The following is a 24,762-nucleotide window of genomic DNA, read 5'->3' on the forward strand; positions in this document are numbered from 1 at the left end:
TTGAATCAATCGGCAAAATTCCTGAAAGTTTCCTGACTGGTGCCCCTGCCAGGATTTGAACCTGGGACCACTTGCTTAAAAGGCAATTGCTCTACCAACTGAGCTACAGGGGCAATTTTTACTTTTGTATTCTATCTTATTTTTTCTTTTTTGGAAAGAGTTAGCAAGGAATAAATCCCCACATAAATCTATAGCCCGGCCTGCCTTAACTCTTCTAACAATTCCTTCTGTTTTCTTGATAGTGACTTAGGTGTTTCTATGGTAAGTCCAACGTAGAGATCTCCCCTTCCAAATCTTGAAAAATGGGGAACTCCCTTTCCTGAAATTTTAAGAATTTTACCAGACTCGGTTCCTGCTGGAATCTTAATAATTATTTTTTTTCCGTCTAATATCTTTGCTTCTACTTTCCCTCCAAGTGCTGCATCAGCAAATGAAATAGGAAGGGACATAAAAAGATGGTCTCCCTTTCTTTTGAAAACAGGGTGTTCTTTAACCAATATCCTGATATGTAAATCTCCTGACGCTCCCCCTTTCTTACCGGCATTACCTTGTCCTGAAACTCTAAGTGCTTGGTTAGTATCTACTCCAGCAGGGATTATAACATCTATCTTTTCTTCTCCTTTTATGCGTCCCTCACCCCTACAAACATTACATGGCTTTTCGGGTTTCTGACCCTCCCCGTCACATTCGGGACATGTTGCAACCTGAGTAAAAGAACCTAAAATAGTTCTTTTTATTTCCTGAACCTTACCAGTTCCTCTACAAGAAAAACATTCATTTCTAGCTGTACCAGGCTCTGCACCAGTACTTTGACATCTACTACAATTAATAAATTTCCTTATATTAAAACTTTTCTTCTGTTCGCTAAGTACCGCCTCAAGAGGCATTTCTAAATCAATCTCAATATTCTTTCCTTTACGAACATCTTTAGATCTTCTAGGTGAAGAAAATCCAAAGGCCTCACCGAATATATCACCCAAGTCTCCAAAGTCAAAGTTCACATTACCGTCAAAACCACCAAAACCTGCTCCAGGACCTCCTCCCTCAAAAACATTACCATATTTATCATATTGAGATCTTTTACTTTCATCAGAAAGAACTTGATAGGCTTCATTAATTTCCTTAAATTTACCCTCATTGCCACCCGCTTTATCTGGATGATATTTATGAGCGAGTTTTCGGTATGCTTTCTTAATGTCTTCCTTGGAAGCATTATTAGAAACTCCTAAAATTTTATAATAATCTTTCATAAACTATCTAAGTAAATTATTTTTCTTGATACTCCCCTTCCTCAATGTTTCCTTGCTCTTCATCTTTTACTTCAGGATCTTGAGATCCTTCTGATGCTTGCTGAGCTTCCTCTTTGTACATCTCTGCACCAATTTTTTGAATTACTGTAGAGAGTTCTTCTGTTTTCTTTTTAATCTCTTCAATGTTATCACCATCTTTCTCCTTTTTCAATTCCTCAGCTTTTTCTTCAACCTCCTTCTTAAGGGCTGGAGCAATCTTATCCCCAAGTTCTTTCAAGGTCTTTTCTGATAAATAGACTGACTGTTCGGCAATGTTTTTCGCCTCAATCATTTCTTGTTTTTTCTTATCTTCCTCTGCATGAATTTCGGCATCTTTTGTCATTTTCTCAACCTCTTCATCTGACATGCCACAAGCTCCTTCTATTTTAACTGATTGAGATTTTCCAGTAGCTTTATCCCTTGCTGATACATTTAAAATACCATTGGCATCAATATCAAAAGAAACTTCAACTTGAGGAACTCCCCTAGGAGCAGGAGGAATGCCATCTAATAAGAATCTTCCCAATGTCTTGCTATGACTTGCCATAGGTCTTTCGCCTTGTAAAACATGGATATCTACAGATGGCTGATTATCAGCTGCAGTAGAAAATACTTGAGTTTTAGCAGTAGGAATAGTAGTATTTTTGGAAATTAAAATAGTATTAACTCCACCATAAGTTTCAATTCCTAGGGATAAAGGAGTTACATCAAGTAAAAGCATGTCCTTAACTTCTCCTTCAGTCTTTCTTCCCTCATCACGAGCAGATAATATTTCTCCCTGTATGGCTGCTCCAATCGCAACTACTTCATCGGGATTAATTTCTCTATTAGGTTCTTTACCGAAGAATTTCTTTATTTCTTCTTGAATCTTTGGCATTCTTGTTTGCCCTCCAACCATAACAATAGCTTCAATATCAGCTGGAGTAAATTTTGCTTCAGCTAAAGTTTTCTTAACTAATTCAATGGACCTATCAACATACTCTTTGGTTAAATCTTCAAGCTTAGCCCTAGTAAGTTTTAGGTATAAGTGCTTTGGACCGGAACTATCGGAAGTAACAAATGGAATGTTAATCTCTGTTTCCATTGAAGTTGATAATTCAATCTTTGCTTTTTCGGCAGATTCTTTTAATCTTTGCAGAGCAAGCTTATCTTTTGAAAGGTCAACTCCCTGGTCTTTATTAAATTCATTAATAATCCAAGTAACTATTTTTTGATCAAAGTCTTCACCTCCAAGATGAGTATCTCCACCGGTAGCCTTAACCTCAACAGTGTCTTCACCAATATCAAGCACGGAAACATCAAAAGTTCCTCCTCCAAAATCATAGACTACCACTTGCTGATCACTCTTTCTTGTTAATCCGTAAGCTAAGGCAGCAGCTGTTGGCTCATTAATTACTCTGCGTACATTAAGTCCGGCGATTTCCCCAGCAACTTTAGTCGCCTTTCTTTGAGCATCATCGAAATAGGCGGGACAAGTTATAATGGCATCGGTTATCTTCTCTCCTAACTTGTCTTCTGCATCTTTTTTTAATTTTTGTAATATCATTGCTGATATTTCAGCTGGTTTGTGCCACTTATTTCCCATCTTTATCTCTATTCCTCCGTCAGATGCTTCTTTTATTTCATAGGGAAGTAATTTTTTGTCTTCCTGAACTGAAGCATCGGAAAAACGGCGCCCGATAAGTCTCTTTGCTGCAAAGATAGTATTTTCAGGATTAGTAATTTGCTGTCTTCTTGCAACTACCCCAATAACTCTTTCTCCTCCTTTGGTAACAGCTACAACCGAAGGTGTAGTTCTATTACCCTCTTTATTTTCAATTATTTTTGGATCTCCTTTTTCAACTACGGCCATTGCTGAAAATGTTGTTCCTAGATCGATTCCTATTATCTTTCCCATATTTTTGTATATTTATTTAATAATCTATTTCATTATTTTCACTTTCGCAGGACGAATAAGTTTCTCGCCCCTTGTGTAACCTTTAGCTACCTCTTCAATAATGATACCACTCTCGCCCTCACCATCAACCAGTGCAATTGCTTCATGAAAGTGGGGGTCAAATGGTTTTCCTAAACATTCTATTTCACTTACTCCCTGATTTTTTAAAAGATTATTCATATCAATCTTTGTCCTAATCAATCCGCTTATAAAGATATTATCTTTTTCCTCTTCGGGAATTTGCTTTTCTGCTATTTCAAAACTATCGATTATCGGAATTATCTCAGAAATAATTAGCTCGGTACTATAATCTATAAGGCTTTTTATCTTTTCCCCCTCTTCCTTTTTGTAATTTATGAAATCGGCTTTTTCTCTTTTCCATCCGTTTAAGCAATCTTCTTTTTCCTTTTTACACTCTTCTAGTTCTTTTAAAATATTATCTTGATCTTTTTCGTTCATAAGTTTTTTTCATTTAATAATTTTATTATTGAATTTATTAAGAATATATTCTTATCATAAGCCATTCTTTTCGGTCCCAATATGGCTAATATACCATTCTTCCCTTCGTATAACCGACATCTGGAAATCAAAATACTGAATTCGCTAGATTTTGGTATGGGTGATTCTTCTCCAATATATATCTGTAATGGATCATCATTTAAATTGAAATCATCAATATTTTCTTCAAAATAGTCAATGACTGAAAAAAAATCTTTAATATAATCTGAGTTTAAGAATTCAGGCCCAGAAAATAAATTCCTCCAACCTTCTTTTAGAAATATCTTGCTCTCTGATGAATAGGAGATACTTAACCCTGATGAAGCAGAAGCCAAAATCCTATTCAATTCTTGCAAAAACATTAATCGATCCTTAATTTGGCTATCAATCCTATCAATTTCTTTACTTATTCGTTCATTTATCAATTTTTCTATCTTGCTCTCAACAAGATGATCGACAAAAAATCTATATCCTTTATCTAAAGGCACTCTTCCAGAAGAAGTATGAGGTTGGCATAAATATCCCATATCAGTTAATTTCTGCATCTCAATTCTAATACTCGCAGAAGATAGATCTAATTCATATTTACGTTTTAAAAAATCTGAGCTAACAGGTTCAGCAGTACTTATATAATCCTTCACTATCATGTTTAAAATGACACCTTGTCTTTCGCTAAGAGACATATTTTAAATAGTTACAAAGACATTATAGCAAATGACAATTAGCAGTCAAGAGACCTGACTGCTAAAAAAAGAAGAAAGCCATTGTTCTTTTTGAATGTCGGAACAAAGTGATAATGTCAGTACCAGTAAAGTAGAAATGAGTCAGGGTCAAAGTGGTGCATACTTAAAGTATTATCAGTAAATAAAAACAAGACCTGCTCCTGACCATCCTTGGAGATAGTATGGTCGGATTCAAGAGAAAAAACGTGTCGCTAAATTATCAGCTAACTGACATTTCTATTTTGCTAATCATGTCATTTCTAAATTGCTTTGACGCAAAGGTATGAAATTATCAAGCACAATTAATTAATCAGTTGAAAGAAAGAAAAGTCGTATCCTTCTTAAATCATCGTATGATAATTTATGACCATGATTTTCCAAATGACTTTTAATTGGAGCAAGGCGCTCAAAGGTATGTTTCAAGACTGCATTTTCAACTAAAGAAAGAATCTTCTTATTAGGCGCAAGATAAGAGAAATTAAGTGGAGTTCCTTGTTTTAATATCTTTTCTGCATGAGTCATTACCGTACCAACAGAAAGGTTTCTTTTTTTAGCTATTTTCTCAATCTTCACCCCTTTAGACAAAAGATCACTGGTTTTGGATAAAGTAGAGCTATTTACGGACTTCTTCTTTTTAACAATATTCCAAGATCCTCCTAATGATTTTACAAATGCTTTTTGACGTTTTTCAAGCTCACTTTTAGATAATTGACTAAGCCTGCTCTTTGCCAATTCAGAACGTTTACGAAAACCATTATCAGCTATTGATACACATTCATCAACTTCAAGGGCGGTTGAGTTTAATCCACGTAAATACAGGCCATCAAGAGACTTTACTCGAGAAAGAGCAACATAACCCTGACCGGGAACAAAACACTGCGACAGGTCCATTTCTGCTTCATCCAAAGTCATACCTTGACTCTTATGAACTGTAACAGCCCAAGCAAGACGAAGTGGTACTTGTTTTATCTCAGCTAGCACTTTTCCATCTTCTTCTCTTTTCCAACTTACAGGCTCAGCTAATATAGTCTGACCCGAACGAGTCTTAACTAGTGGAACACCCTGCTTAAATCCAGTAATAACTCCCTGTGTTCCATTAGCGTAATTACCACTCTGATTATTTTTAACAAACATTACTTCGGCCCCTTCCTTAAGATGCAAACATTCTGGAGCAAGGCATCCTTTTTTTAATGAATCAACAAAGATATCTCGTCCCTTTGAAGTCATCTGAAAAGTGTATTCTTCTTTTTCAATCCGACCTAGATACTCTTCATTTAATTTATCCACATCTTCATTATGAGTGAATAGACGCAAGAAACCACTTTCCGTTTCACTATTCAAACTACATCTCCCATTAAGGTATTTGCGATGCCTTTCTGTAATTTTTCTTTGACGAACAGCGGATAGTAATTCCAAAAAAACAAAATCGCCTTGTCTGTGTTGTTCGTTTAAATAACAAACTACTGGTTGTAATTCTGACCAAGCACGAGAACTAAATGCATAATTTGATTCTCCTCTTCCCTTTTCTACAGGAGGAAGTTGGAAAAAGTCCCCAGAAAAAATTATTTGCATACCTCCAAATGGTTCACTCATTGCTCTTTTAAGGTGACGGGCTACAAGGTCCAGCATATCTAAGAAAGGTCCCGAAAGCATAGATATCTCATCAATAATTAACACTTCTGTTTCTTGAAACCTGTTCCAAAGAACACGCTTTTGTTCTATCTGGTCTAAAACTAAGGGAGTTATATAATTCCTTATACCAATACCGCTCCATGAATGAATCGTTGACCCCTCTAGATGAGTTGCGGCAACACCAGTAGATGCGGTAATGGCCGGTCTTATTCCCCGTTCCTTAAGCCAAGATATGTACTTATTAAGTATATATGTTTTACCTGCCCCAGCTTCTCCGGTTAAATAGACACTGTGACCCATTTTTAAAATATTTAAAGCCACTTCTTGTTTCATAGATGATTTAATATAACACAAAACAACAACTGAAACAAAGAAGTTAAGCTAGTGAATGTCGCCAAAGTGTGCCCAGATAGCAAGTGTAGTCTAAGGCGATGGGTATTCCCCTAAAGATACGACAAAAACACACCCATGCAATTTAATTTTTAGATTCTTCCGCTAAACGTTTAAGATGTTCATTTTCTTTCTTCAGCTCTACCATCTTTAATTCTCGGCCAACCGATAGTCTATGAAATTGCTCCATCTCCTCCACTTTTCTTTCCATTTCTTTTGTTCTTTGACTTATCTTGTCCTCTAATGTTTCATTTAACTCTTTGAGTTGCTTTGTTCTTGTTTTAACTTTTTCTTCTAATATCTCATTAGACATTTCCGCTGCCTGCTTGGATTTTTTTAAGGTTTTAACCATGTCATTGAAAGTATCCACAATATCAACTAATTCAGTTCTTATTCCAGTTGGCGCCCGAAGAGAAACATTCATATCTCCTTTTTTAACCTCTTGAATACCCCTATTCAAAACAACGATTGGATTAATAATAAATTTAGAAATAATTAAATGAAGCAAGAGTATGAGTAATAAAGCAATGACTGCGACAATAAAACCAACGGTAAGTGCTTGCTGAATGGCCATTTTTCGGATTAAATCCAAGTCAATACCAAGCCAAAGATTTTCAGTAGCCACAGCTTTCATAGATATTTCCAGAACCCTTTTATTATTCCAAACCCCACTTCTGATATAGGGATCGTCAAAAAAGGGAGGGGCATTATCAACTAATTCTCCAATTTCTTCAGGAATATTACTAACTAATATTCGGTTGGTATCTGGCTGAATCATTCTCATGAAAATAACATCAGGAGAAGTACTCATTTCTTCCACAAATATTCGAGGTAGTGCTGGCAACATACCAATAGCCCTATAATAGACAACTGGATTATAGAGCGTATTCTTAAAAGCACTTAAAGTTGATACGTGATGACTAATAGTTATATCAACGGTATTTCTATAAGAGATATAAGAAGTTGCACCCACAAGAACAATGACAGCCACAAAAAGAATAACGGCCAAAGGCAATATTAAGAATTTCTGCAGAGAAGAACGCATAGGTTCATTTATCTAATCGTAGACAATACCCCTGAAGAATGAGTTGCAAAAATTCCGGCTATCTGAACATCATCTGGATAAGAATCGCTGACACCGTAAGCATTCCTCATATCCTCAGCTGTTATCCATACTCCTAAATTAATTGGCAATAATTGTCCCCTAGCGGCAGCTTCTGGAATTAATTTCTGAGTAAAAGCTGAAAACTCAAACAATTGAGCAAGATAAGAAATTCTATCGCCCCGAGGTTGAAGTAAGATCCTTAATACTTCGGGATTAAAATGATCAAAATGACCGTGAGTAATAAGAATTAAATCAGCCGCTAATCCCTCTGCAGTTTTATATTGAGGTGGGTAATTAGCAGCATTAACTGCTTTCCATTCTGGATCTAAAACAATTCTGGAACCATTGGGTGTTTCCATTACGAATCCCGAATGGCCAAGCCAGGTGAATTCAAGACCCATTATTTCAAATTGCTCTCCTGGGGCTGGAAGAGTTACGCCAGTAGCTGGTGTTCTTTCATTCATTGCAATCACAAAATCAGAATCATCTTTTGGATAAAATGGGAAGCTATTATGATGTGAGGCAAGAACATAGCTTGGCTGAATAATATTTATTGCATAAACCCACTCCTCAACTCCCATTTGATAAATTTTAGAATGAGTTGCTACGACTATATCGGGAGCATAAAAGTCTCTTATAGCCTCCCAATTAATCATAAGATCGGTATCACCTGCAAAATAAACTGTGGGACCATCTTCAACCTTAACCATCCATCCTTGTGCTGGCCATCCCCCCCAAAAAGGTGGCAATCCACCCTTAATGTTTGCTACATCTTTTCTTATTTCTATTATTTGTTCCGGAATCAAAAGAGTAGATCTATTCAATAGGGTAACTCCCCATAGTGATCCTAACGAAATAATAAGTGTTACAGCGAGTAAGACTGACAATATTTTATTAGACATATTTTATAATTGCTTTTATTTTATATTACTCTACCACTATAACTCGTCCCTGCATAAAAGGATGAGGAGCACAATGGTAATCAAAGGTGCCGACATTATCAAAAACATGGGAAAAGCTATCGCCTGTTGAGAGTAATGGCGAATTTAGTTCATCCCCATCATCAGAGGTAACAGTATGAGCACCTGTATCATTGTTTCTCCAAACAACCATAGTTCCAACCTGAACAGTTATCTCTTGAGGAACATAGGCAAAACTACTGATTACAACGTTCCTCTGCTCCATTTCTATTATAGGAGCTTCTTTGATATTAAGTTCTTCATCAATGATAATTTCTTCTTCTATTTCAACTGGAACTTCTACTCCGTCCGCTCGTTGAAAAATAAGAAATACCACAACAAAAATAACTAACAAAACTATACCGATTATTAAAGATTTATTTTTTATGCTATTTTTATTTATTATTAATAATATTTTGACCTTTACGATATTAAACTATAGTTTTTACAAAAGCAGAAAACCATATGGGTAACTACTAAGTATAATATCACATAGGCAAATCCATGCAACTATTTCCAAGCATTAACACCTAAAAATTTAATTACTCGTCTAGAAGATGAAAGAGCCAAGAAAATAGTCCAAATGAAAGCTATCATGCCTAAAATAACTGTCATAGTATATCCGGGGTTTTTATGGTGGTAGCAATATCTGGAAAATTAATACCTATTTAATTTTTTATTAGATAAAATTAAGACTAGTGGGATTAAGATTAAAATTGGCATAACAACAAATCCGTGAAAGATAATGATGGTATAAAGAATTATTGTCATTTTTCGCCTAAATAATATTTTTTGTTTTTTATCTTATCGGGAAGAAAGCTTTCTTTTGAATATTCTTCATAATCTTTACCATAATCCATATCTTTCATCATTTTTGTGGCTGGATTACACACCTTTAAGGGAATATTTAAATTTCCATATTTATCTACATCAGAAAGTGCTCTCAAGTAAGCATTATAAGAACTTCTGTCTTTTTTACTTTTACAAAGATAAACAACTCCATGGGCTAAATTTATACCACATTCAGGTAATCCAATAACTTCAACAGATCGAAAAACCTCATTCGCTACTACTAAAGCTGTTGGCTGAGCCATTCCAATATCTTCCGAGGCAAAAATTATCATCCGGCGGGCAATAAATTTAGGATCTTCTCCGGCTCTAATCATCCTTGATAGATAATAAAGGGCGGCATCTACCTGACTGGCCCTCATACTTTTAATAAAAGCTGATATGGTATTGTAATGCTCATCTCCTTTTTTGTCATAACGAATAGATTTATTCTGTATGGTTTCCTCAAGAGAATTAAGCGAAATTTCTCCATAGAGCTTATTGGCACTATCAATCATAGTTATTACTTGGCGAGCATCACCATTTGCCATATTTATTAACCATTCTTTTACTTCAGTGTTTAGCTTAAATCCGGTCCTATCAATTATCTGACTCATTTCTTTTTCAGATAATGTATTAAAAACAAAAATTCGGCATCTTGATAATAATGCGGATATGACCTCAAAACTGGGATTTTCGGTTGTTGCCCCAATTAAAGTTATTTCTCCCGACTCTACATAGGGAAGCAAAAAATCTTGTTGTGCTTTATTAAAACGATGTATTTCATCAAGGAATAAAACCTTGGACTTATTATCTATTTGATCTGAAATAATTGCCTGAATATCTTTTTTTCCAGAAGAAACCGCTGAAAACTCATATAGTTTAGCATTTAAAGAAGTAGTGTAGATTCTAGCTAATGTCGTTTTGCCTGAACCTGGGGGTCCCCATAAAATAAAGGAGAACAAATGACCCTGATTAATAGCTAAACGCAATGGTTTTCCCGGACCAACTAAATGATCTTGACCAATAAAATCATCGATACTTATTGGTCTAATAATTGATGCTAATGGCTTCATGCTACATATATTATCACTCTATTTAAAGTAAACTCGGCTATCAAATCTAAGATCAATATATTCCAGCTTTTTACGTTTAGCAGGAGATATTTTCTCCTCTAGAACTAATTCCAGTTTTAATATTTGTGTAGATAAGTCCTCTTTGCTATTAAAATAAATATACCAATTTTCACTAGTTTTGGCGTTGAGTTTTTGATTACCAACTTCAAACTCAATGAGCCCAAGGTTTTCTCCGATTCTTTTCCATATCTTAATTATTCTCTGCATATCATTAATATCAACGACTTGTTCACCTAATTGAAAATCGCCTTGGCTTCTTATAATCACTCTTCTCTTGTCATCATCTCTTCTTTCCCTAAAAGCAACACCAACCGAATCTACTAAATAACATTCACTGTTACACCAAAAGGCAACTGGTTGCCTTTCTTTGATATTGATAGTAATTTTATCTGGCAAATCCTTCTTTATCTGAACATCCTTAATTAACGGAAAAGCCTCCAAAATATCTTTAGACATCTGATTTGAATTAAAAAGAAAGATGCTGGATGAACGAAAAAATAATATCTTTGTTGATAATTTTTCTTCTATTGGACCCAAAATAGCTTCTCTTGATAAGACTTCATTTCCTTCTATTTTAATATTATTAATCCAGAAATAATCAAAAAATAAAAAAAAATAAGCTAGCGATATAAATAAAAAAGATATTCCCGCAGGCAGTAAAAATAACTTTTTTTTATAAAAAGGTTTTACTAATTTCTTACGGTGCGATTTCCTAAAATTCTTTTTCTTTGTTTTCATTTCATCTCTTAATTTTTTCGAAAAAATAAGTAATCCAATATTTAAAAGAAATTGGCAGGTCTCTTGCTGGAGCGTAATTTATCTCATTGCCTCCAAAACCTTTTTTAAAAAATGTTAAGCCTGCCCATCGATGTTTTGGATCATCAGAAGGGGATATTGCCCAAAAATTATATTTTGTACAACCTCTTCTTTTTGCTTCCTTTATTGCCTCCCATTGAATTAAATAAGAGGCTGAAATATCTTTATATTCCGGCAAAGAAGCTCCGTGGTGATAGAATGCTTTACCACCCCAAAATATAATCATAGCTCCAGCTATATACTTATCTTTATAAGTTGCCAGTATCAATAAAACTTCTTCTTTTTCAGATAATGCTTTTAATTCTTTTTTTAGATAATCAAGTGAAAAAGGATGAAACCCTTGAAAATGAGCAGTTTTACCATAGACTTCATAGAAATGATTAAGGTCTGATTCATTATGTGAAAAATGAATTTTAAGATCCTTCTCCTTTTGCGACTTTCGTATTAAATATCTGGTCCCCTTTCTCATTTGAGATAAAAGTTCAGTTTCATCTTTATCAAGAGAAAGCTCCCAACTCCTGACCGGAAAAACAAACGAAGACGATTCTCTAAATCCGGCTTTGACCAATAGGGCATCCTCCCAAGAACTTTTTTCCCAGACCGGTGCAATCCGTATAAAAACAGCTTTTTCCTTTTTTGCTATATCCCTAACATCATCAATAATTTGTTGCAAAACTTCTTCAGTTTTTTCTCTAATCAATGGACTATGACTTAATAGAATAAATCTCCCCTTAGCAGCATCAATTTTAGAAACTAAGAAAATAGCCAAAAGTTTATCTCCCTCAAAAACACCCCTTCGCCAAACCTTATTACCAAGATCACTTCTGAATTTTCCCCAACTCCAAGAATTAAGAAAAGTTTGCTCTGTGATAGTCAGACAAAAATCGTTCCAAGTATCAGCGTCTTTTATTTCTTTAATAATCATAAGCTATTCTTTCTTCTTTATCATATCTACTACATTCTCCATCTTCATAGATCTTGATCCTTTTACCAAAACCATATCACCGGGAATAATCATATCTTTAATTTTTTTCCCGGCATCCCAAGAATTTGAATAATGATAAACATTCTCAAGACTCATCCCTAGCTTTAATGCTTCCTCCTTTATGTAACTAGCTTGGTCACCTACGGTAATTAAAATATCACAATTATTAGCAACCATTTGACCAATACTACGATGACTATCCACAGAATTATCACCCAATTCTTTCATATCTCCTAAAACAGCAACTCGACGATCCACATTAATCTCTGATAATACCTCTAGAGCAGCTTGAACTGAAGCTGGTGAAGCATTATATGTATCATCTATAATAAAATAATTATCTTTGCCCTCAATTAAATTAAGTCTTCCTGGTTCAGGCCGCAATTCTCTGAAAATGTCTTTAGCTTTTTCAATATCAATACCAAGAGCTATCCCACAAGCAACTGAAACAGCAACAGAATAGGCAAAGGGTTTTCCTAGGCAATAAGGCAAATGTATTATCGTTGAACTATCTTTATAGCGAAGCGTAAAAAGTATTCCATAAGGCATAGAAAACATATTTTTATTTTGATATTTAAAATCAAAAATTCTAATATCTGCCCCCTCGTTAAAACCAAAAGTTATTATTTTGCTTTTGATTCTGCTTTTTACCTTAATTACCCGAGGATCATCAAAGTTTAAGATGGTGAAATCATTTACCTCTGAAAAGGCTGTGATTTTATGCTTTTCTTCTACTAATTCATCAATGTTTTTATAGTTTTCAAGATGTGATGGTGCGTCGCCAATAAAAGTGATGACTGATATATCGGGCTTGGCAATTTCAGTTAAATAAGATATATCCCCGAGTTTATCAGCTCCCATTTCCGCTACTATTATCTCTGGATAGTTTTTATTCTTTTTAATAATTAGTTTTATTCCTGAAATAATTATTTTAATCCAGCTAAAAATAGATCCTTGTCCCCCTTCTGACCTTCCAATAAAAACTAGGGGTAAACCAAGCTCATTATTTAGATTACCAGCACTACCCCTTGTAGTAAAAAAATTCTGTAAATAAAAAGAAACAGCATTCTTTGCCGAAGTTTTACCAACAGATCCTGTGATAGCTATTATCTTTGGAGAATAGATATTATTTATCTTTTTAGCAATTATTCTTAATATTGATTTAAGAATATTTTTTTTCATTATTTTGCTTTTTTAAAAAATTATGTACTTTCAAAAAAAGGACCTCCCGGAGATTACGTTAAGAAGTGCTTTGAAAATGAAAAGGAATAAGAAGTCATAAAGGCTGATCTAAAGATCAGTCTCTTTTTTGATTAAATCCTTTCCGATATAAGCTTTTAATACTTCAGGAACTCTAATACTTCCATCTTCTTGTTGATAATTTTCAATAATGGCAATAATAATCCTCCCTATTGGCAGGGCTGTTCCATTCAACATATGAACAAAATTTATTCCATCAGGATTACGATATCGAATATTTAATCTGCGTGACTGAAAGTCCGTACAATTTGAGGTTGAGTGAGTTTCTCGATACTCTCCTTGTCCCGGCATCCATGCTTCAATATCATATTTGGATGCAGCCGGATCTCCAAGGTCACCAGTACAAATATCTATAACTTGATAATGAAGACCTAATTTTTTCATTATTTCCTCTTCAATTGAAAGTAATAATTGATGCTCCTTTACTGACTCTTCGGGTGTACAAAATGAAAACATCTCAATCTTATCAAATTGATGCACTCTTAGTATTCCCTTAGTGTCTTTCCCATAGGAACCAGCCTCTCTTCTAAAGCAAGAGGAAAATCCAATATATCTTATGGGAAGATCTTTTTTCTCAAAGATTTCATCTGCATGCATTGGGCCAATAGACTGCTCTGATGTACCAACTAAAAGTAGCGGATCATCCTTTAAAAAATAAACATCTTCGCCCTCCCAATCTTTCTTAGTGTCATTAAAAGTTCTTTTAATGTAACCCATTCTCTCCATCATATCCGGCTTTATAATTACTGGGGGAACGACAGGAACAAATCCCTTATCAGTAGCTATATTCATAGCTAATTGAATTAAAGCAAACTCCATTAATGCAACATCTCCCTTAAGATACCCAAACCTGCTCCCAGACACCTTAGCCGCTCTCTTAACATCAATTACATTGAGATTCTCTGCTATATCAAGGTAATTTTTTGGATCAAAGTCAAACTTTGGTTTTTCTCCCTCTTTTCTTAAAACTATATTTTTAGAATCATCTTTACCAATTGGAACAGTATCAAAAGGAGGATTAGGAATGGAAAACATTAAATAACGAAACTCATCATCAATCTCCTTAAATTCTTTATTTAAAGAATCTTCACGATCTCCCAACTCTCTCATTTCAGTAATAATAGCTTCTTTTTCTTCTTTGCTAGATTCTTTAATCTTTTCATTTGCCCTATTTTTTTGAAACTGTATTTCTTCTATGGATCGTAAAAAATCATTCCTCTTGGAATCAATTTCCAACAATCTATCAATATCAATATCTACGTTTTTAGACTTACACCCCTTCTTTACGGCATCGGGATTACTACGAATAAATTTAATGTCTAACATATTATTGTATTGTTATTTTTATTAAAAACCGAGATCCTCACGAATTCCCTTCATAGCATTAAAACCTATTTCAATAAATTCCTCTAACTCTAATCCTATTTCAGAGCATTTCATTATTATTTCACGATTTGCTCCTCGTGCAAAGGCTTTTTCTTTAAATCTTTTTAATACAGAGGAAGAATTTAGATCGGATATCTTACGTGAGGGTATAACTAATACTGAAGCGACAATTAATCCAGTCAAAGGGTCTGTGCAATAAATTGCTTTTTCCATTAAAGTTTCAGGAACTTTTCCAGTTGCTTGATTATGTGCTTTTATGGCCTCTAGTATTGATTTTTCAACTCCTTTTTCTTCTAATATTTTTACTGTTTGAAATCCATGATTCTCTGGATTATTGGCATAATCTACAATTTCCATATCTAAGTCATGTAAAAGACCTGTCAATCCCCACTTCTTCTCATCTTCCCTAAATTTATTTGCAAGAGCTATCATTATAGCTTCAGTTGCAAGCATATGCTTTATGCTATTTTGGTTCTTAACATATTCCCCTATCAAAAAGAGAGCATCTTTTCTTTCCATGCTAATCTATTTCTTCAATTTTGTATTTCAACTTTTCCCCCGAAGGAGTAACTGTTTCACAAATATCTCCCTTTCTCTTGCCAATAAAAGATTTTCCAATCGGAGAATCTTCAGATATCTTTCCTTCCAGAGGATTGGATTCTATCGGACTAACAATAGTAAATTCATCTTTTCCGTCGTCTGATGTTACAACGATTTTTGATCCAATGATAACCTTGTCAGAACTCTTTAGGTCTGTGATTATAGAATTACTTATCATGTGCTCAAGTTCTATTATTCGCCCCTCTAAAAATCCCTGACTATCCTTAGCCTCATGGTAAGCAGCGTTTTCCTTTAGATCACCAAAAGATATGGCCTCCTTAAGCCTTTCCGCCATTTCCTTTCTTTTTGTCTTCTTTAAATACTCCAACTCTTCCTTCAATTTAGCCAAAGTTTCTTTTGTAATTTGTTTTTTCATATTTTTAAAACTATCTACTAAAATACCATTGCAGGATTTCTTTTGCAACAGGTAGAGTTGCCACTCTAATTCCCCTAACTTCCTCAATCACAATCACCAAGACAATTTCCGGGTCATCGTAAGGTGCAAATACTGTAACCCAATTATGGTAATGACCGGCTTTCGGTATCTGAGCAGTTCCGGTCTTGGCAGCAGCTTTTACAGGCAAACTATTAAGGCTCCTTCCAGAACCATAAATCACTGTATCTCTCATTCCCTCACGAATGGTATTAAGATGTATTGGGTTAAGGAAATTATCTCGAACAATTTCTGTTTCTTTATTCTCAATAATATTTCTATTTTCATCAACTATTGATTTAACAACCATGGGCCTTAACAAATTACCCTTATTAGCAATTGGAACAAAAGCCGTTGCGACTTGAAGGGGAGTAACCGATAAATACCCCTGACCGATAGAAAGATTATAATTATCACCCATTCTCCAGGGCTCCCCTATGGTATCAATTTTCCATTCAGGAGTAGGAACAAATCCTTCTTTTTCTCCAGGAAGATCAACATTGGTCTTTGATCCCCAACCAAATAAATTAAGATATTTTTTAATCAATTTTGATCCTAACCCCGGTTGATTTTCATGTCCCCCACCTACTATATAGAAATAAACATTACTAGATACTGCTATGGCTCTTTTAACATCAACCCATCCATGAGCATTGTTATCGGCAAACCTAGCCGGATTAGAAGGATTCCAGGGGTTGGGAATAGTCAAATATCCTGCAGAATAAAACCGATTGGCTGCTGTGACTATTCCTTCCTGTAATGCGGCCAATCCAATAATCGGTTTTATTATTGAGCCAACGGAATAAGTCCCTGCTATTACACGGTTAAATAAAGGATTGCGCGGATCTTTAAATAATCTCTGAATGTCTTTCGGATCCCTCTTTCCCGAAAAAAGATTATTATCAAAACCCGGGTAACTTACCATGGCCAGAATTCCTCCAGTTCTTGGATCTATGGCAACAACTGCCGCATTTTTAGAACCAATGTCATTTAAGATTTTCTCAACTTCTTCATAAATCTTCTTTTGTAAATCAACATCTAGCCAGAGAACTAAGCTTTTTCCAGACTCAGCCAATGAAACTACCTCTTCGGACTGTATCTTACCAACAGCATTTCTTTCTATTCTTATTCTGCCTGGAATAACCCCAAGAACATCTTCATAATATTTTTCTAATCCCGATTTGCCTACATAGTCCTTGATAGAATATCTCCCATCCGATGAAGACAGTTTTTCGGGCGATATCTTACCCATATATCCAACTAAATGAGAAAAAATCTCTGGATCTGGATAATTTCGAGATAATTTCTTTTCCACTCTAATGCCAGGAAAATCGTGACTCCTTACTTCAAGAAGAACTAACCTCTCGTGATCAATATCTCTCATTATTATAACCTCATCGCTCTCTGATGATTTTATTAGTTCCTTGGTGGCCTTGTAGTCTAAATTAAAAACTGTTGCTATTTCCCTAATTCGCTCATCCATAATATCTTCTGGAACCTCTCTTTTGTCAAAAATTAAAGTAAAATAAAAATCATTAAACACTATCTGATTAAAATTACTGTCATAAATAACACCTCTAGAAGCTTGTATGGATAGAAAGTCATACTTGTTTCGCTCAGCTAAACGTGCGTACTCTCCCCCATGAATAATTTGTAATTGAAAAGATCTCAAAAAAAGTATGGACATTAATGCGAAAACCGAAAACAGCAGACCGTAAAAGGTCCTTCTGGACAAGGGAACTTCTATTTTTTGCTCTAAGCTACCCATCTCCTCTACTCTATTTAAAGTAATTCTATCTAAAAATATTTCTTGAGGCTCAATATCCGCCTTGTTTGTGAGACGGACTTTCAGATTATTAAATTTATTTGAATTCTGGGATTCGAACATATATCTTTAGGAATAATTTTAAAAAAAGAGAGATTGATAATATAATTATTAAATTCTTGCCTAATGGTCCTGATGAAAAAAAATCCCAGAAAAGACCAACGAAGGCGGCGACTATAATTGAGTCATTCTTGCCCGAAGGCTCTGTTAAAATTAAGATAAAAAGCAACAAAAGAATAAGATAATAAAATAGATTAGAATATCCAAAATGAATCAAGAAGCTTGTCTGTAAAATAAAGAGAATGAAAAAGAAAAAAACCGCACTGATTAAGAATATAAATCTTCTCATATAGGATAATCTTTAATAATGAAAACTTTTCTGATTCTTCTTATATTTAAAAAAGAAACTACATCAGACTTCTGAAAGGCTTCGAGGTCGCTTCTCTCAATGTTTCTAATTACTCCTATGGGTAATCCGGATGGAAAAATTCCATCCGCAATAGCGGTCATAATAATATCACCATCACTTATTTCTGCATCTTTTGACACAAAATCTAACAACATCTTTCCTCGGCCCTGACCCCTAACAACTCCTATTGTTTGTCTATTCTGAATTTCAACATTAAAAAGACCCTCTGTATACGATACAAGGGCAATTTTAGAAAAATTATCATAGACTTCAAAAACTCTTCCTACTACTATTTTATTCTCCGTAATAACGGGCATTCCGACAACTACACCGTCTAGTAAACCACGGTCAACTAAGATTATGTCTTGCAAAATGTCTCTTCCCAAAACATCTGCCATTAAAAGATCAAAATCTTCTTGAAGATTAAATTCTAGGGCTGTTCGCAGGGTTTCATTTTCTTCCCGCAACTCTCTTAGTGAAGCAATTTCTGATATAAAACCAACTCTTTCTTCAAATAATTGATCCCTTTCTCGCCTAAGATTGCCTGAATCTGTAAAAGATAAAAAAACATCTGAGAATGACTCCCCTAAGCTCCAAAAAGTTCTTTGAAAAGGTTGGGAAAAATTATAAAAAGAATTAGATATAGTCGCTGAAAAAGAGAAAAAAAGAATAAACAAAATAATGCCTGGGATTAGAATAATCCAAACTCCTTTTTTCTTTTTATTGAGATTTTTTAACTTAAATTCTTGCATAATTCAACCTATTATATACTATTCCTTATTTAAATCAAAGAATTTAAGCAATAAAAAAATCGTATACAATTCACGGGAACTACCTACTTTCGCAGGAAAAACCCACTATCATCGGCCTTAGCGCATTTCACTTCCGAGTTCGAAATGGGATCGGGTGGGACAACGCTAGTATAGTTCCCATAAATTAAATACGATTTAGTGAATTTTCTTGTGACCACTAAGCACTAGCCAAAACTGCAATGACCTATTAGTACTGCTCGGCTGAAGACATTACTGTCCTTAGACCTGCAGCCTATCGACCTCATAATCTTTAAGGGGTCTATGATTCCTAATCTTGGATTGGGCTTCGCACTTAGATGCTTTCAGTGCTTATCCCTTCCCAACTTAGCTACCCAGCAATGCTCCGGGCGGAACAACTGGTACACCAGAGGTTGGTTCACTCCGGTCCTCTCGTACTAAGAGTAACTTTCCTCAAGAATCTGCGCCCACGGCAGATAGGGACCGAACTGTCTCACGACGTTCTAAACCCAGCTCACGTACCTCTTTAAATGGCGAACAGCCATACCCTTGGGACCTGCTACAGCCCCAGGATGAGATGAGCCGACATCGAGGTGCCAAACAATGCCGTCGATATGAACTCTTGGGCCCTACTAACCTGTTATCCCCGGGGTAGCTTTTAGCTGATGATCTCCCGCACTTCTAATACCATGTCTAACAAAACACTAAATAAATAGAATTTTATTAGACGTGCGGTCGGTTCACTAAGTTCTGGTTTCCCAACTGCTCGACATATCCGTCTCGCAGTAAAGCCAGCTTTTGCCTTTACACTATCACTCCGATTTCCATCCGGAGCTAGCTGACCTTATAAACGCCTCCGTTACTCTTTAGGAGGCAAGCGCCCCACTTAAACTACCCACCAGACACTGTTCTCGCCGCACCGCAATATACTTAAAAACATTAAGTACAATGCGGTACGGCCAAGTTAGATTCAAGATTCAAAAAGGGTGGTGTCTCATTGGCGACTCCATTTCGTCCGAAAACAAAACTTCAAAGTCTCCCACCTACACTTCGCATTTAAAACCAAAAATCAATATCTAGCTATAGTAAAGCTCCCGGGGTCTTTCCGTCTAGCCGCAGGTAACCGGCATCTTTACCGGTATTGCATTTTCACCGAGCACTTCGTTGAGACAGCCCCCTAGTCGTTAAGCCTTTCGTGCGGGTCGGAATTTACCCGACAAGGGATTACGCTACTTTAACACGGTTATAGTTACCGCGGACGTTTACTGGCGCTTCGCTCACTCAGCATGATCGCATTAAAAATACAATCATACCGGCAAGGTTGACGTTCCAGCACTGGTCAGGCCTCAGCCCCTATACATCCTCTTACGAGTTTAGCAGGGACCTGTGTTTTTGATAAACAGTCGCCAGGGGAACTTTCGCTGTGCCCTACATTTCTGTAGGGAGGTCTTATCCCGAAGTTACGACCACTTGATTGCCGAGTTCCTTAACGAAGTTTCACTCGTTCACCTTGGCACACTTACGCCTACCCACCTGTGTCGGTTTGCGGTACGGTTCCCCTAATAATTAACTCCTGAAGAGCTTTTCTGGGAAGATTGCTCACTTAAGTTGCCGAGACCGAAATCTCGACTTCACACTTCTCTTGGATTGCTCCTTAAGATATGAATGGAAATCCAATAATCCACTTAAGCTACTAATCTCCGTCCCTCTTAGGAAATTATTAAGGAAGGGCCGGAATATTAACCGGCTGTCCATCGGGTTCGCCTTTCGGCTACGCCTTAGGCCCGCCTAACCCTTGGCTGATTACCATTGCCAAGGAAACCTTGGGTTTACGGTGTTCCGGTTTTTCACCGGAATTGTGGTTACTCATGCCAACATTCTCTCTCCCTCATCCTCCAGCAAGCCTTACGACTCACCTTCAACGGAAGTAGGATGCTCCCCTACCACGACATCTTAAAAAGATGCCATCCTTATCTTCGGTACCGAACTTGAGCCCCGTAAATCTTCGGCGCAAAACTCCTCAGTTAGTAAGCTATTACGCACTTTTTAAAGGATAGCTGCTTCTAAGCTAACCTCCTAACTATCAAAGCAATTTCACATCCTTGCTTGCACTTAGTTCGAATTTAGGGACCTTAGATGAAGATCTGGGCTGTTTCCCTTTTGACTATGGAGCTTAGCCCCCACAGTCTGACTGCCTTCGCAAGTTTAGTTCCGGTATTCGGAGTTTGATTGGAAAATCTAGGTTTCCCCACGAAGTTCCATTCAGTGCTCTACCCCCAGAACATACGAAGACGCTAGCCCTAAAGCTATTTCGGGGAGAACCAGCTATTACCAGGCTCGATTAGCTTTTCACTTCTTACCACAACTCATCCCAAGATGTTGCACAATCCACGGGTTCGGTCCTCCTCTCGACTTTCGTCGAGATTCAACCTGGTCATGGCAAGCTCGCCTGGCTTCGGGTCGTCTGCCAAGCCTCCGTTCTCAAAAGAGAACAACGCCCTATTAAGACTCGCTTTCGCTATGCCTCCGTTCTGTAAAGAACTTAGACTAAGGCTTGACAGCCACTCGTTGGCTCATTCTGCAAAAGGCACGCCGTCAGGAGATTTACATCCCCCTCCGACTCCTTGTAGGCAAATGGTTTCAGGTTCTATTTCACCGCCCTCACAGGGCTACTTTTCACCTTTCCCTCACGGTACTGGTTCACTATCGGTGATGTCGAGTATTTAGCCTTGGCAGTTTAGTCCTGCCTGATTCCCATAGAGTTTTCGTTCTCTATGGTACTCAAGTTAAGATACTCAGAGCGTGTTATGATTTTCGCCTACGAGGCTTTTACTCTCTTTGGCAGTCCTTTCCAGGAATTTTCGGCTAATCATAATACCTTTATTGACTCTGCTTAGGGCGAACCCTAAGACACATCTTACTTACAACCCCGCACAAAACTACAAGAGTTTTTTACGGTTTGGGCTCTTCCCGTTTCGCTCGCCGCTACTTAGGGAATTCGTTATTACAAAAAGTAATAACATTTTTTTCTTTTCCTCCGCTTACTGAGATGTTTCACTTCAGCGGGTGCGCTTTCTGCTTTCGCAGAACAATATTGCTTATCACAATATTAGGTTTCCCCATTCGGAAATCTCCGGATCAAAGGTTGCTGAACACCTACCCGAAGCTTATCGCAGTTACGCCACGTCCTTCATCGCCTCGACATCCCAAGGCATCCTCCATTTGCCTGTAAAATACAATTTTGGCTAGTATTTAATGACCACAAGATAAATTTTCAAAGTTCTCTCTTTTTATCAACCCACATCTGAATACTTAATATATTAAGATGTGGAGCGATAAATTTTTTAAAATAAAAAACCACTCTTAGAGCGGCTGAGTAAAGACCATCATAACGCAAAAGTCTCAGCCCGCTTCTTTTGATGAAATGTGTTTTTTATTTAACATTTATTACCTTCTGCACTCTATAAGTGCAAGGACATTCTAGCAATTTATAATTTCTTGTCAAGAGGGCAAAAATTCGAAGGGATTTTAGTCCCTTCGAATACTTGCCAAGGAATAATAAGGAATTATTTCTTTAGCCCTTTTCTCACACTGTTAAGCACTTCTGCTGCAATATCTTTTCCTCCAAGACCAAATGCAAGACCTCCTGCAATGACCATTAAAGCGACCGCACCTGAGAAAAAAATTAATATAAGTTCTCTTGCAATTCTAAGCTCAATCAATATTGCAAAAATCGCAAAAAACCAAATTGACCATCTTACGATTTCTCCAGCCATTGTTGTGTATTCAAATTTTGCTTTTTCCATTGCTACCACCACAATCTTTGATAAAAAATCTGCTAAGATAACAGCCACTACAAAGATTAAGGAAGCAACAATTACATTTGGAATATACCTAATGATATCTCCCATGAATTCTGCGAAAATAACTAATCCAAAAATTCCTGTTGCAATCCAAAGAATGATAATTGAAATGATCCACTTTACGATAGAGCCAACGAATTTTGAAACATTGATTTTTATCTTTGCTTTTTCCATTATCTTTTTCCATTCCTCCTTATCAAAGAAATCGTCAAGCTTCATTTTCTTTAAAACTTGCACAGTTAACTTTTCTAAACCTGTGGCTAAAAACCAGCCAAAGATAAGGATTAACATTCCTAATATCAAATTAGGAAGATAGAGTAAAAAACTTTGCCAAAGATTTACCATAGTGTCTATTGTTATACTAGTCCAATCTACTTTCATTTTTTATTATTTTAAATTACTAATCGACCTTTATTAATATCATTTTCCATTGCTTCATTATATCATAAATCAAAAAAAATGAACAAGTACCGTTATTCCTCTAGTGTAAAATTGATATCCAAAAAGGTAAAGATATTGCAGAAATTATTGTACTAAGAACAATTGAACGAGCAATAAAATTCTTATCCAAATTATACCTATCAGCAAGGGCAAACGGAGTAATACCAAGGGGCATAGCTGCCTGTATTATCGAATTAGAAAAAATGGAAATGTCTAAAGAAAAAAACCTGATTAAGAAATAAAAGATTGCTGGAAAAATTAATAAAGTAAATGCAGAAAAACCAATCACTGAATACCATTCTGTAATTTTACTATCCTTTGACTTACCAATAAAAAAACCTATTACAATTAAAACTATTGGGGTTACAGATGCACTTACCATCCTTAAAGACTCGCTCAAAATAAAAGGGATTTCGATATTTAGACCAGCAACAATAAAACCCAATAATACAGATATTAAAAGTGGATTTTTAATGAAACCCTTGACTATTCCCTTGAAGATATCTTTACCACCTCCATTTAAAGAATATTCAAGATAGCCAATGCCAAAAGTAAAAATCCAAAATAAATAAATAGCGGCTATTAAAATAGCTTCTGGTAAAACACCTGCCCCTCTAACTTGTGTTAAAACTGGTATACCAAGATATGCTACATTACTAAAAACAAAACAAATAAAAAAAGTTGAAAAAGATTTCTTGCTCATCTTGAATATCTTCCCAATTAATATCGCCAAGAAAAAACTAAATACTAAAAAAAGAGAATTCACCAACACCAAATAACCTTCTTCTTTTAAAGAAAAAGATATTGTAGAAAGAGTAGAAAAAACTAAAACTGGCAACCCAATCTTAAGGGCAAATTCATTCAGAACAATCTCCCATTCCTTGCTAATATTACCAAATTTTTGCAGCAAAGCACTTGCGAAAATGATAATAAAAAGTGGAGTAATGATTGTGATAACTTGTATCATTCCTTTGATTGTAGCATTAAAAAACGCTTATGCTTATATTCTTTTTACGGCCCACTTATGAAATTCGGTGGAAGAAGATTGAATAAATTCATCTATACTTAGCCAGCAAACTTCGTGGTCTTCTTCAATCTTTTTCAATGGATCAATACTTACCATATTAGCTCTATAAAAAATTGCAACTTTATTCACAAGGCTTTTATCAGACCTGATAAAGAATTGATTGGCTCTTCCAATACATCGCAATTTATCAATTTCACAACCAGCTTCTTCCTGTGACTCACGAATCACAGCTACAACTGGACTTTCTCCTAAATCTATACCCCCTCCTGGTAAATGATATTTATCATCCACTTTAAGGACTAATAGTTTGTTTTCTTCATTGAAAACCACCACAGAAGCGCAGGGTCTATCTTTGCATTCCCCTTCTACTTTTGTTCCAAATTGTGGAATAGGGTTTCTCATTTTAGATATTAAGCCACCTTTGATTGAAAAGGGACCGTTCAAATAATTGT

General features: G+C 35.9%; 21 protein-coding genes, 1 tRNA gene and 2 rRNA genes. All 24 read right to left on the reverse strand.

All coding sequences use genetic code 11. The annotated features are described in order from the left end of the window. Positions 1-37 precede the first annotated feature (37 nt). A tRNA-Lys gene (locus tag KY054_02110) sits at positions 38-113 on the reverse strand. A gap of 75 nt (positions 114-188) precedes the next feature. Continuing rightward, entirely contained in the window at positions 189-1,250 is a 1,062-nt protein-coding gene (dnaJ, locus tag KY054_02115; protein ID MBZ1356543.1) for a molecular chaperone DnaJ, read from the reverse strand. A gap of 16 nt (positions 1,251-1,266) precedes the next feature. Then, positions 1,267-3,186 carry a molecular chaperone DnaK gene (gene dnaK / locus KY054_02120; GenBank protein ID MBZ1356544.1) on the reverse strand — a complete coding sequence of 640 codons (1,920 nt, stop codon included), beginning with the start codon at positions 3,184-3,186 and terminating at the stop codon, positions 1,267-1,269. Positions 3,187-3,210: 24 nt separating this feature from the next. Then, positions 3,211-3,684 (reverse strand): nucleotide exchange factor GrpE, encoded by a 474-nt coding sequence (grpE, locus tag KY054_02125; protein ID MBZ1356545.1) that lies wholly within the window; start codon positions 3,682-3,684, stop codon positions 3,211-3,213. Then, complete coding sequence (locus KY054_02130) at positions 3,681-4,406, reverse strand: hypothetical protein (GenBank protein ID MBZ1356546.1); 726 nt, start codon at positions 4,404-4,406, stop codon at positions 3,681-3,683. The genes grpE and KY054_02130 overlap by 4 nt, the downstream gene beginning before the upstream one ends. A 345-nt stretch (positions 4,407-4,751) precedes the next feature. Then, entirely contained in the window at positions 4,752-6,410 is a 1,659-nt protein-coding gene (locus KY054_02135; protein ID MBZ1356547.1) for an AAA family ATPase, read from the reverse strand. Between the two features lie 142 nt (positions 6,411-6,552). Beyond that, on the reverse strand, positions 6,553-7,512 hold the full coding sequence (locus tag KY054_02140; GenBank protein ID MBZ1356548.1) for a hypothetical protein: 960 nt from the start codon (positions 7,510-7,512) through the stop codon (positions 6,553-6,555). Positions 7,513-7,520: 8 nt separating this feature from the next. Further along, positions 7,521-8,474 carry an MBL fold metallo-hydrolase gene (locus tag KY054_02145; GenBank protein MBZ1356549.1) on the reverse strand — a complete coding sequence of 318 codons (954 nt, stop codon included), beginning with the start codon at positions 8,472-8,474 and terminating at the stop codon, positions 7,521-7,523. 25 nt (positions 8,475-8,499) lie between these two features. Further along, the gene (locus KY054_02150; GenBank protein MBZ1356550.1) at positions 8,500-8,886 is read right to left on the reverse strand and encodes a cupredoxin family copper-binding protein; all 387 of its coding nucleotides are present in this window, start codon (positions 8,884-8,886) and stop codon (positions 8,500-8,502) included. A 412-nt stretch (positions 8,887-9,298) separates the two neighbouring features. Next, the gene (locus KY054_02155) at positions 9,299-10,435 is read right to left on the reverse strand and encodes a replication-associated recombination protein A (GenBank protein MBZ1356551.1); all 1,137 of its coding nucleotides are present in this window, start codon (positions 10,433-10,435) and stop codon (positions 9,299-9,301) included. An 18-nt stretch (positions 10,436-10,453) separates the two neighbouring features. Then, a complete protein-coding gene (locus tag KY054_02160) occupies positions 10,454-11,233 on the reverse strand; it encodes an FtsQ-type POTRA domain-containing protein (GenBank protein MBZ1356552.1) in 780 nt (259 codons plus the stop codon). Position 11,234: 1 nt separating this feature from the next. Further along, positions 11,235-12,236, reverse strand: coding sequence for a peptidoglycan bridge formation glycyltransferase FemA/FemB family protein (locus tag KY054_02165; protein ID MBZ1356553.1), 1,002 nt, complete (start codon positions 12,234-12,236; stop codon positions 11,235-11,237). Positions 12,237-12,239: 3 nt separating this feature from the next. Then, positions 12,240-13,478, reverse strand: a complete 1,239-nt coding sequence (locus KY054_02170) for a UDP-N-acetylmuramoyl-tripeptide--D-alanyl-D-alanine ligase (protein ID MBZ1356554.1) — start codon at positions 13,476-13,478, stop codon at positions 12,240-12,242. A 108-nt stretch (positions 13,479-13,586) separates the two neighbouring features. Continuing rightward, positions 13,587-14,882, reverse strand: coding sequence for a serine--tRNA ligase (gene serS / locus KY054_02175; GenBank protein ID MBZ1356555.1), 1,296 nt, complete (start codon positions 14,880-14,882; stop codon positions 13,587-13,589). Positions 14,883-14,903: 21 nt separating this feature from the next. Continuing rightward, entirely contained in the window at positions 14,904-15,461 is a 558-nt protein-coding gene (locus KY054_02180) for an HDIG domain-containing protein (GenBank protein MBZ1356556.1), read from the reverse strand. Between the two features lies 1 nt (position 15,462). Then, positions 15,463-15,918, reverse strand: a complete 456-nt coding sequence (gene greA, locus KY054_02185; GenBank protein ID MBZ1356557.1) for a transcription elongation factor GreA — start codon at positions 15,916-15,918, stop codon at positions 15,463-15,465. Between the two features lie 10 nt (positions 15,919-15,928). Continuing rightward, positions 15,929-17,863: a penicillin-binding protein 2 gene (mrdA, locus tag KY054_02190; GenBank protein ID MBZ1356558.1), complete on the reverse strand. Its 1,935-nt coding sequence runs from the start codon at positions 17,861-17,863 to the stop codon at positions 15,929-15,931. Further along, on the reverse strand, positions 17,838-18,149 hold the full coding sequence (locus KY054_02195) for a hypothetical protein (GenBank protein ID MBZ1356559.1): 312 nt from the start codon (positions 18,147-18,149) through the stop codon (positions 17,838-17,840). The genes mrdA and KY054_02195 overlap by 26 nt, the downstream gene beginning before the upstream one ends. Beyond that, the gene (gene mreC / locus KY054_02200) at positions 18,146-18,961 is read right to left on the reverse strand and encodes a rod shape-determining protein MreC (GenBank protein ID MBZ1356560.1); all 816 of its coding nucleotides are present in this window, start codon (positions 18,959-18,961) and stop codon (positions 18,146-18,148) included. The genes KY054_02195 and mreC overlap by 4 nt, the downstream gene beginning before the upstream one ends. Before the next feature lie 70 nt (positions 18,962-19,031). Next, positions 19,032-19,143, reverse strand: a 5S ribosomal RNA gene (gene rrf / locus KY054_02205). A gap of 45 nt (positions 19,144-19,188) precedes the next feature. Then, positions 19,189-22,223: ribosomal RNA gene (locus tag KY054_02210) — 23S ribosomal RNA — on the reverse strand. A gap of 322 nt (positions 22,224-22,545) precedes the next feature. Continuing rightward, complete coding sequence (locus KY054_02215; GenBank protein MBZ1356561.1) at positions 22,546-23,223, reverse strand: hypothetical protein; 678 nt, start codon at positions 23,221-23,223, stop codon at positions 22,546-22,548. Positions 23,224-23,323: 100 nt separating this feature from the next. Next, positions 23,324-24,250, reverse strand: a complete 927-nt coding sequence (locus tag KY054_02220; protein ID MBZ1356562.1) for an AEC family transporter — start codon at positions 24,248-24,250, stop codon at positions 23,324-23,326. A gap of 33 nt (positions 24,251-24,283) precedes the next feature. After that, positions 24,284-24,762 (reverse strand): NUDIX domain-containing protein (locus tag KY054_02225; GenBank protein ID MBZ1356563.1); only part of this gene is annotated, 479 nt, incomplete at its 5' end.

The organism is Candidatus Nealsonbacteria bacterium, assembly GCA_019923605.1.
Classification (GTDB): domain Bacteria; phylum Patescibacteriota; class Minisyncoccia; order Minisyncoccales; family CSSED10-335; genus JAHXGM01.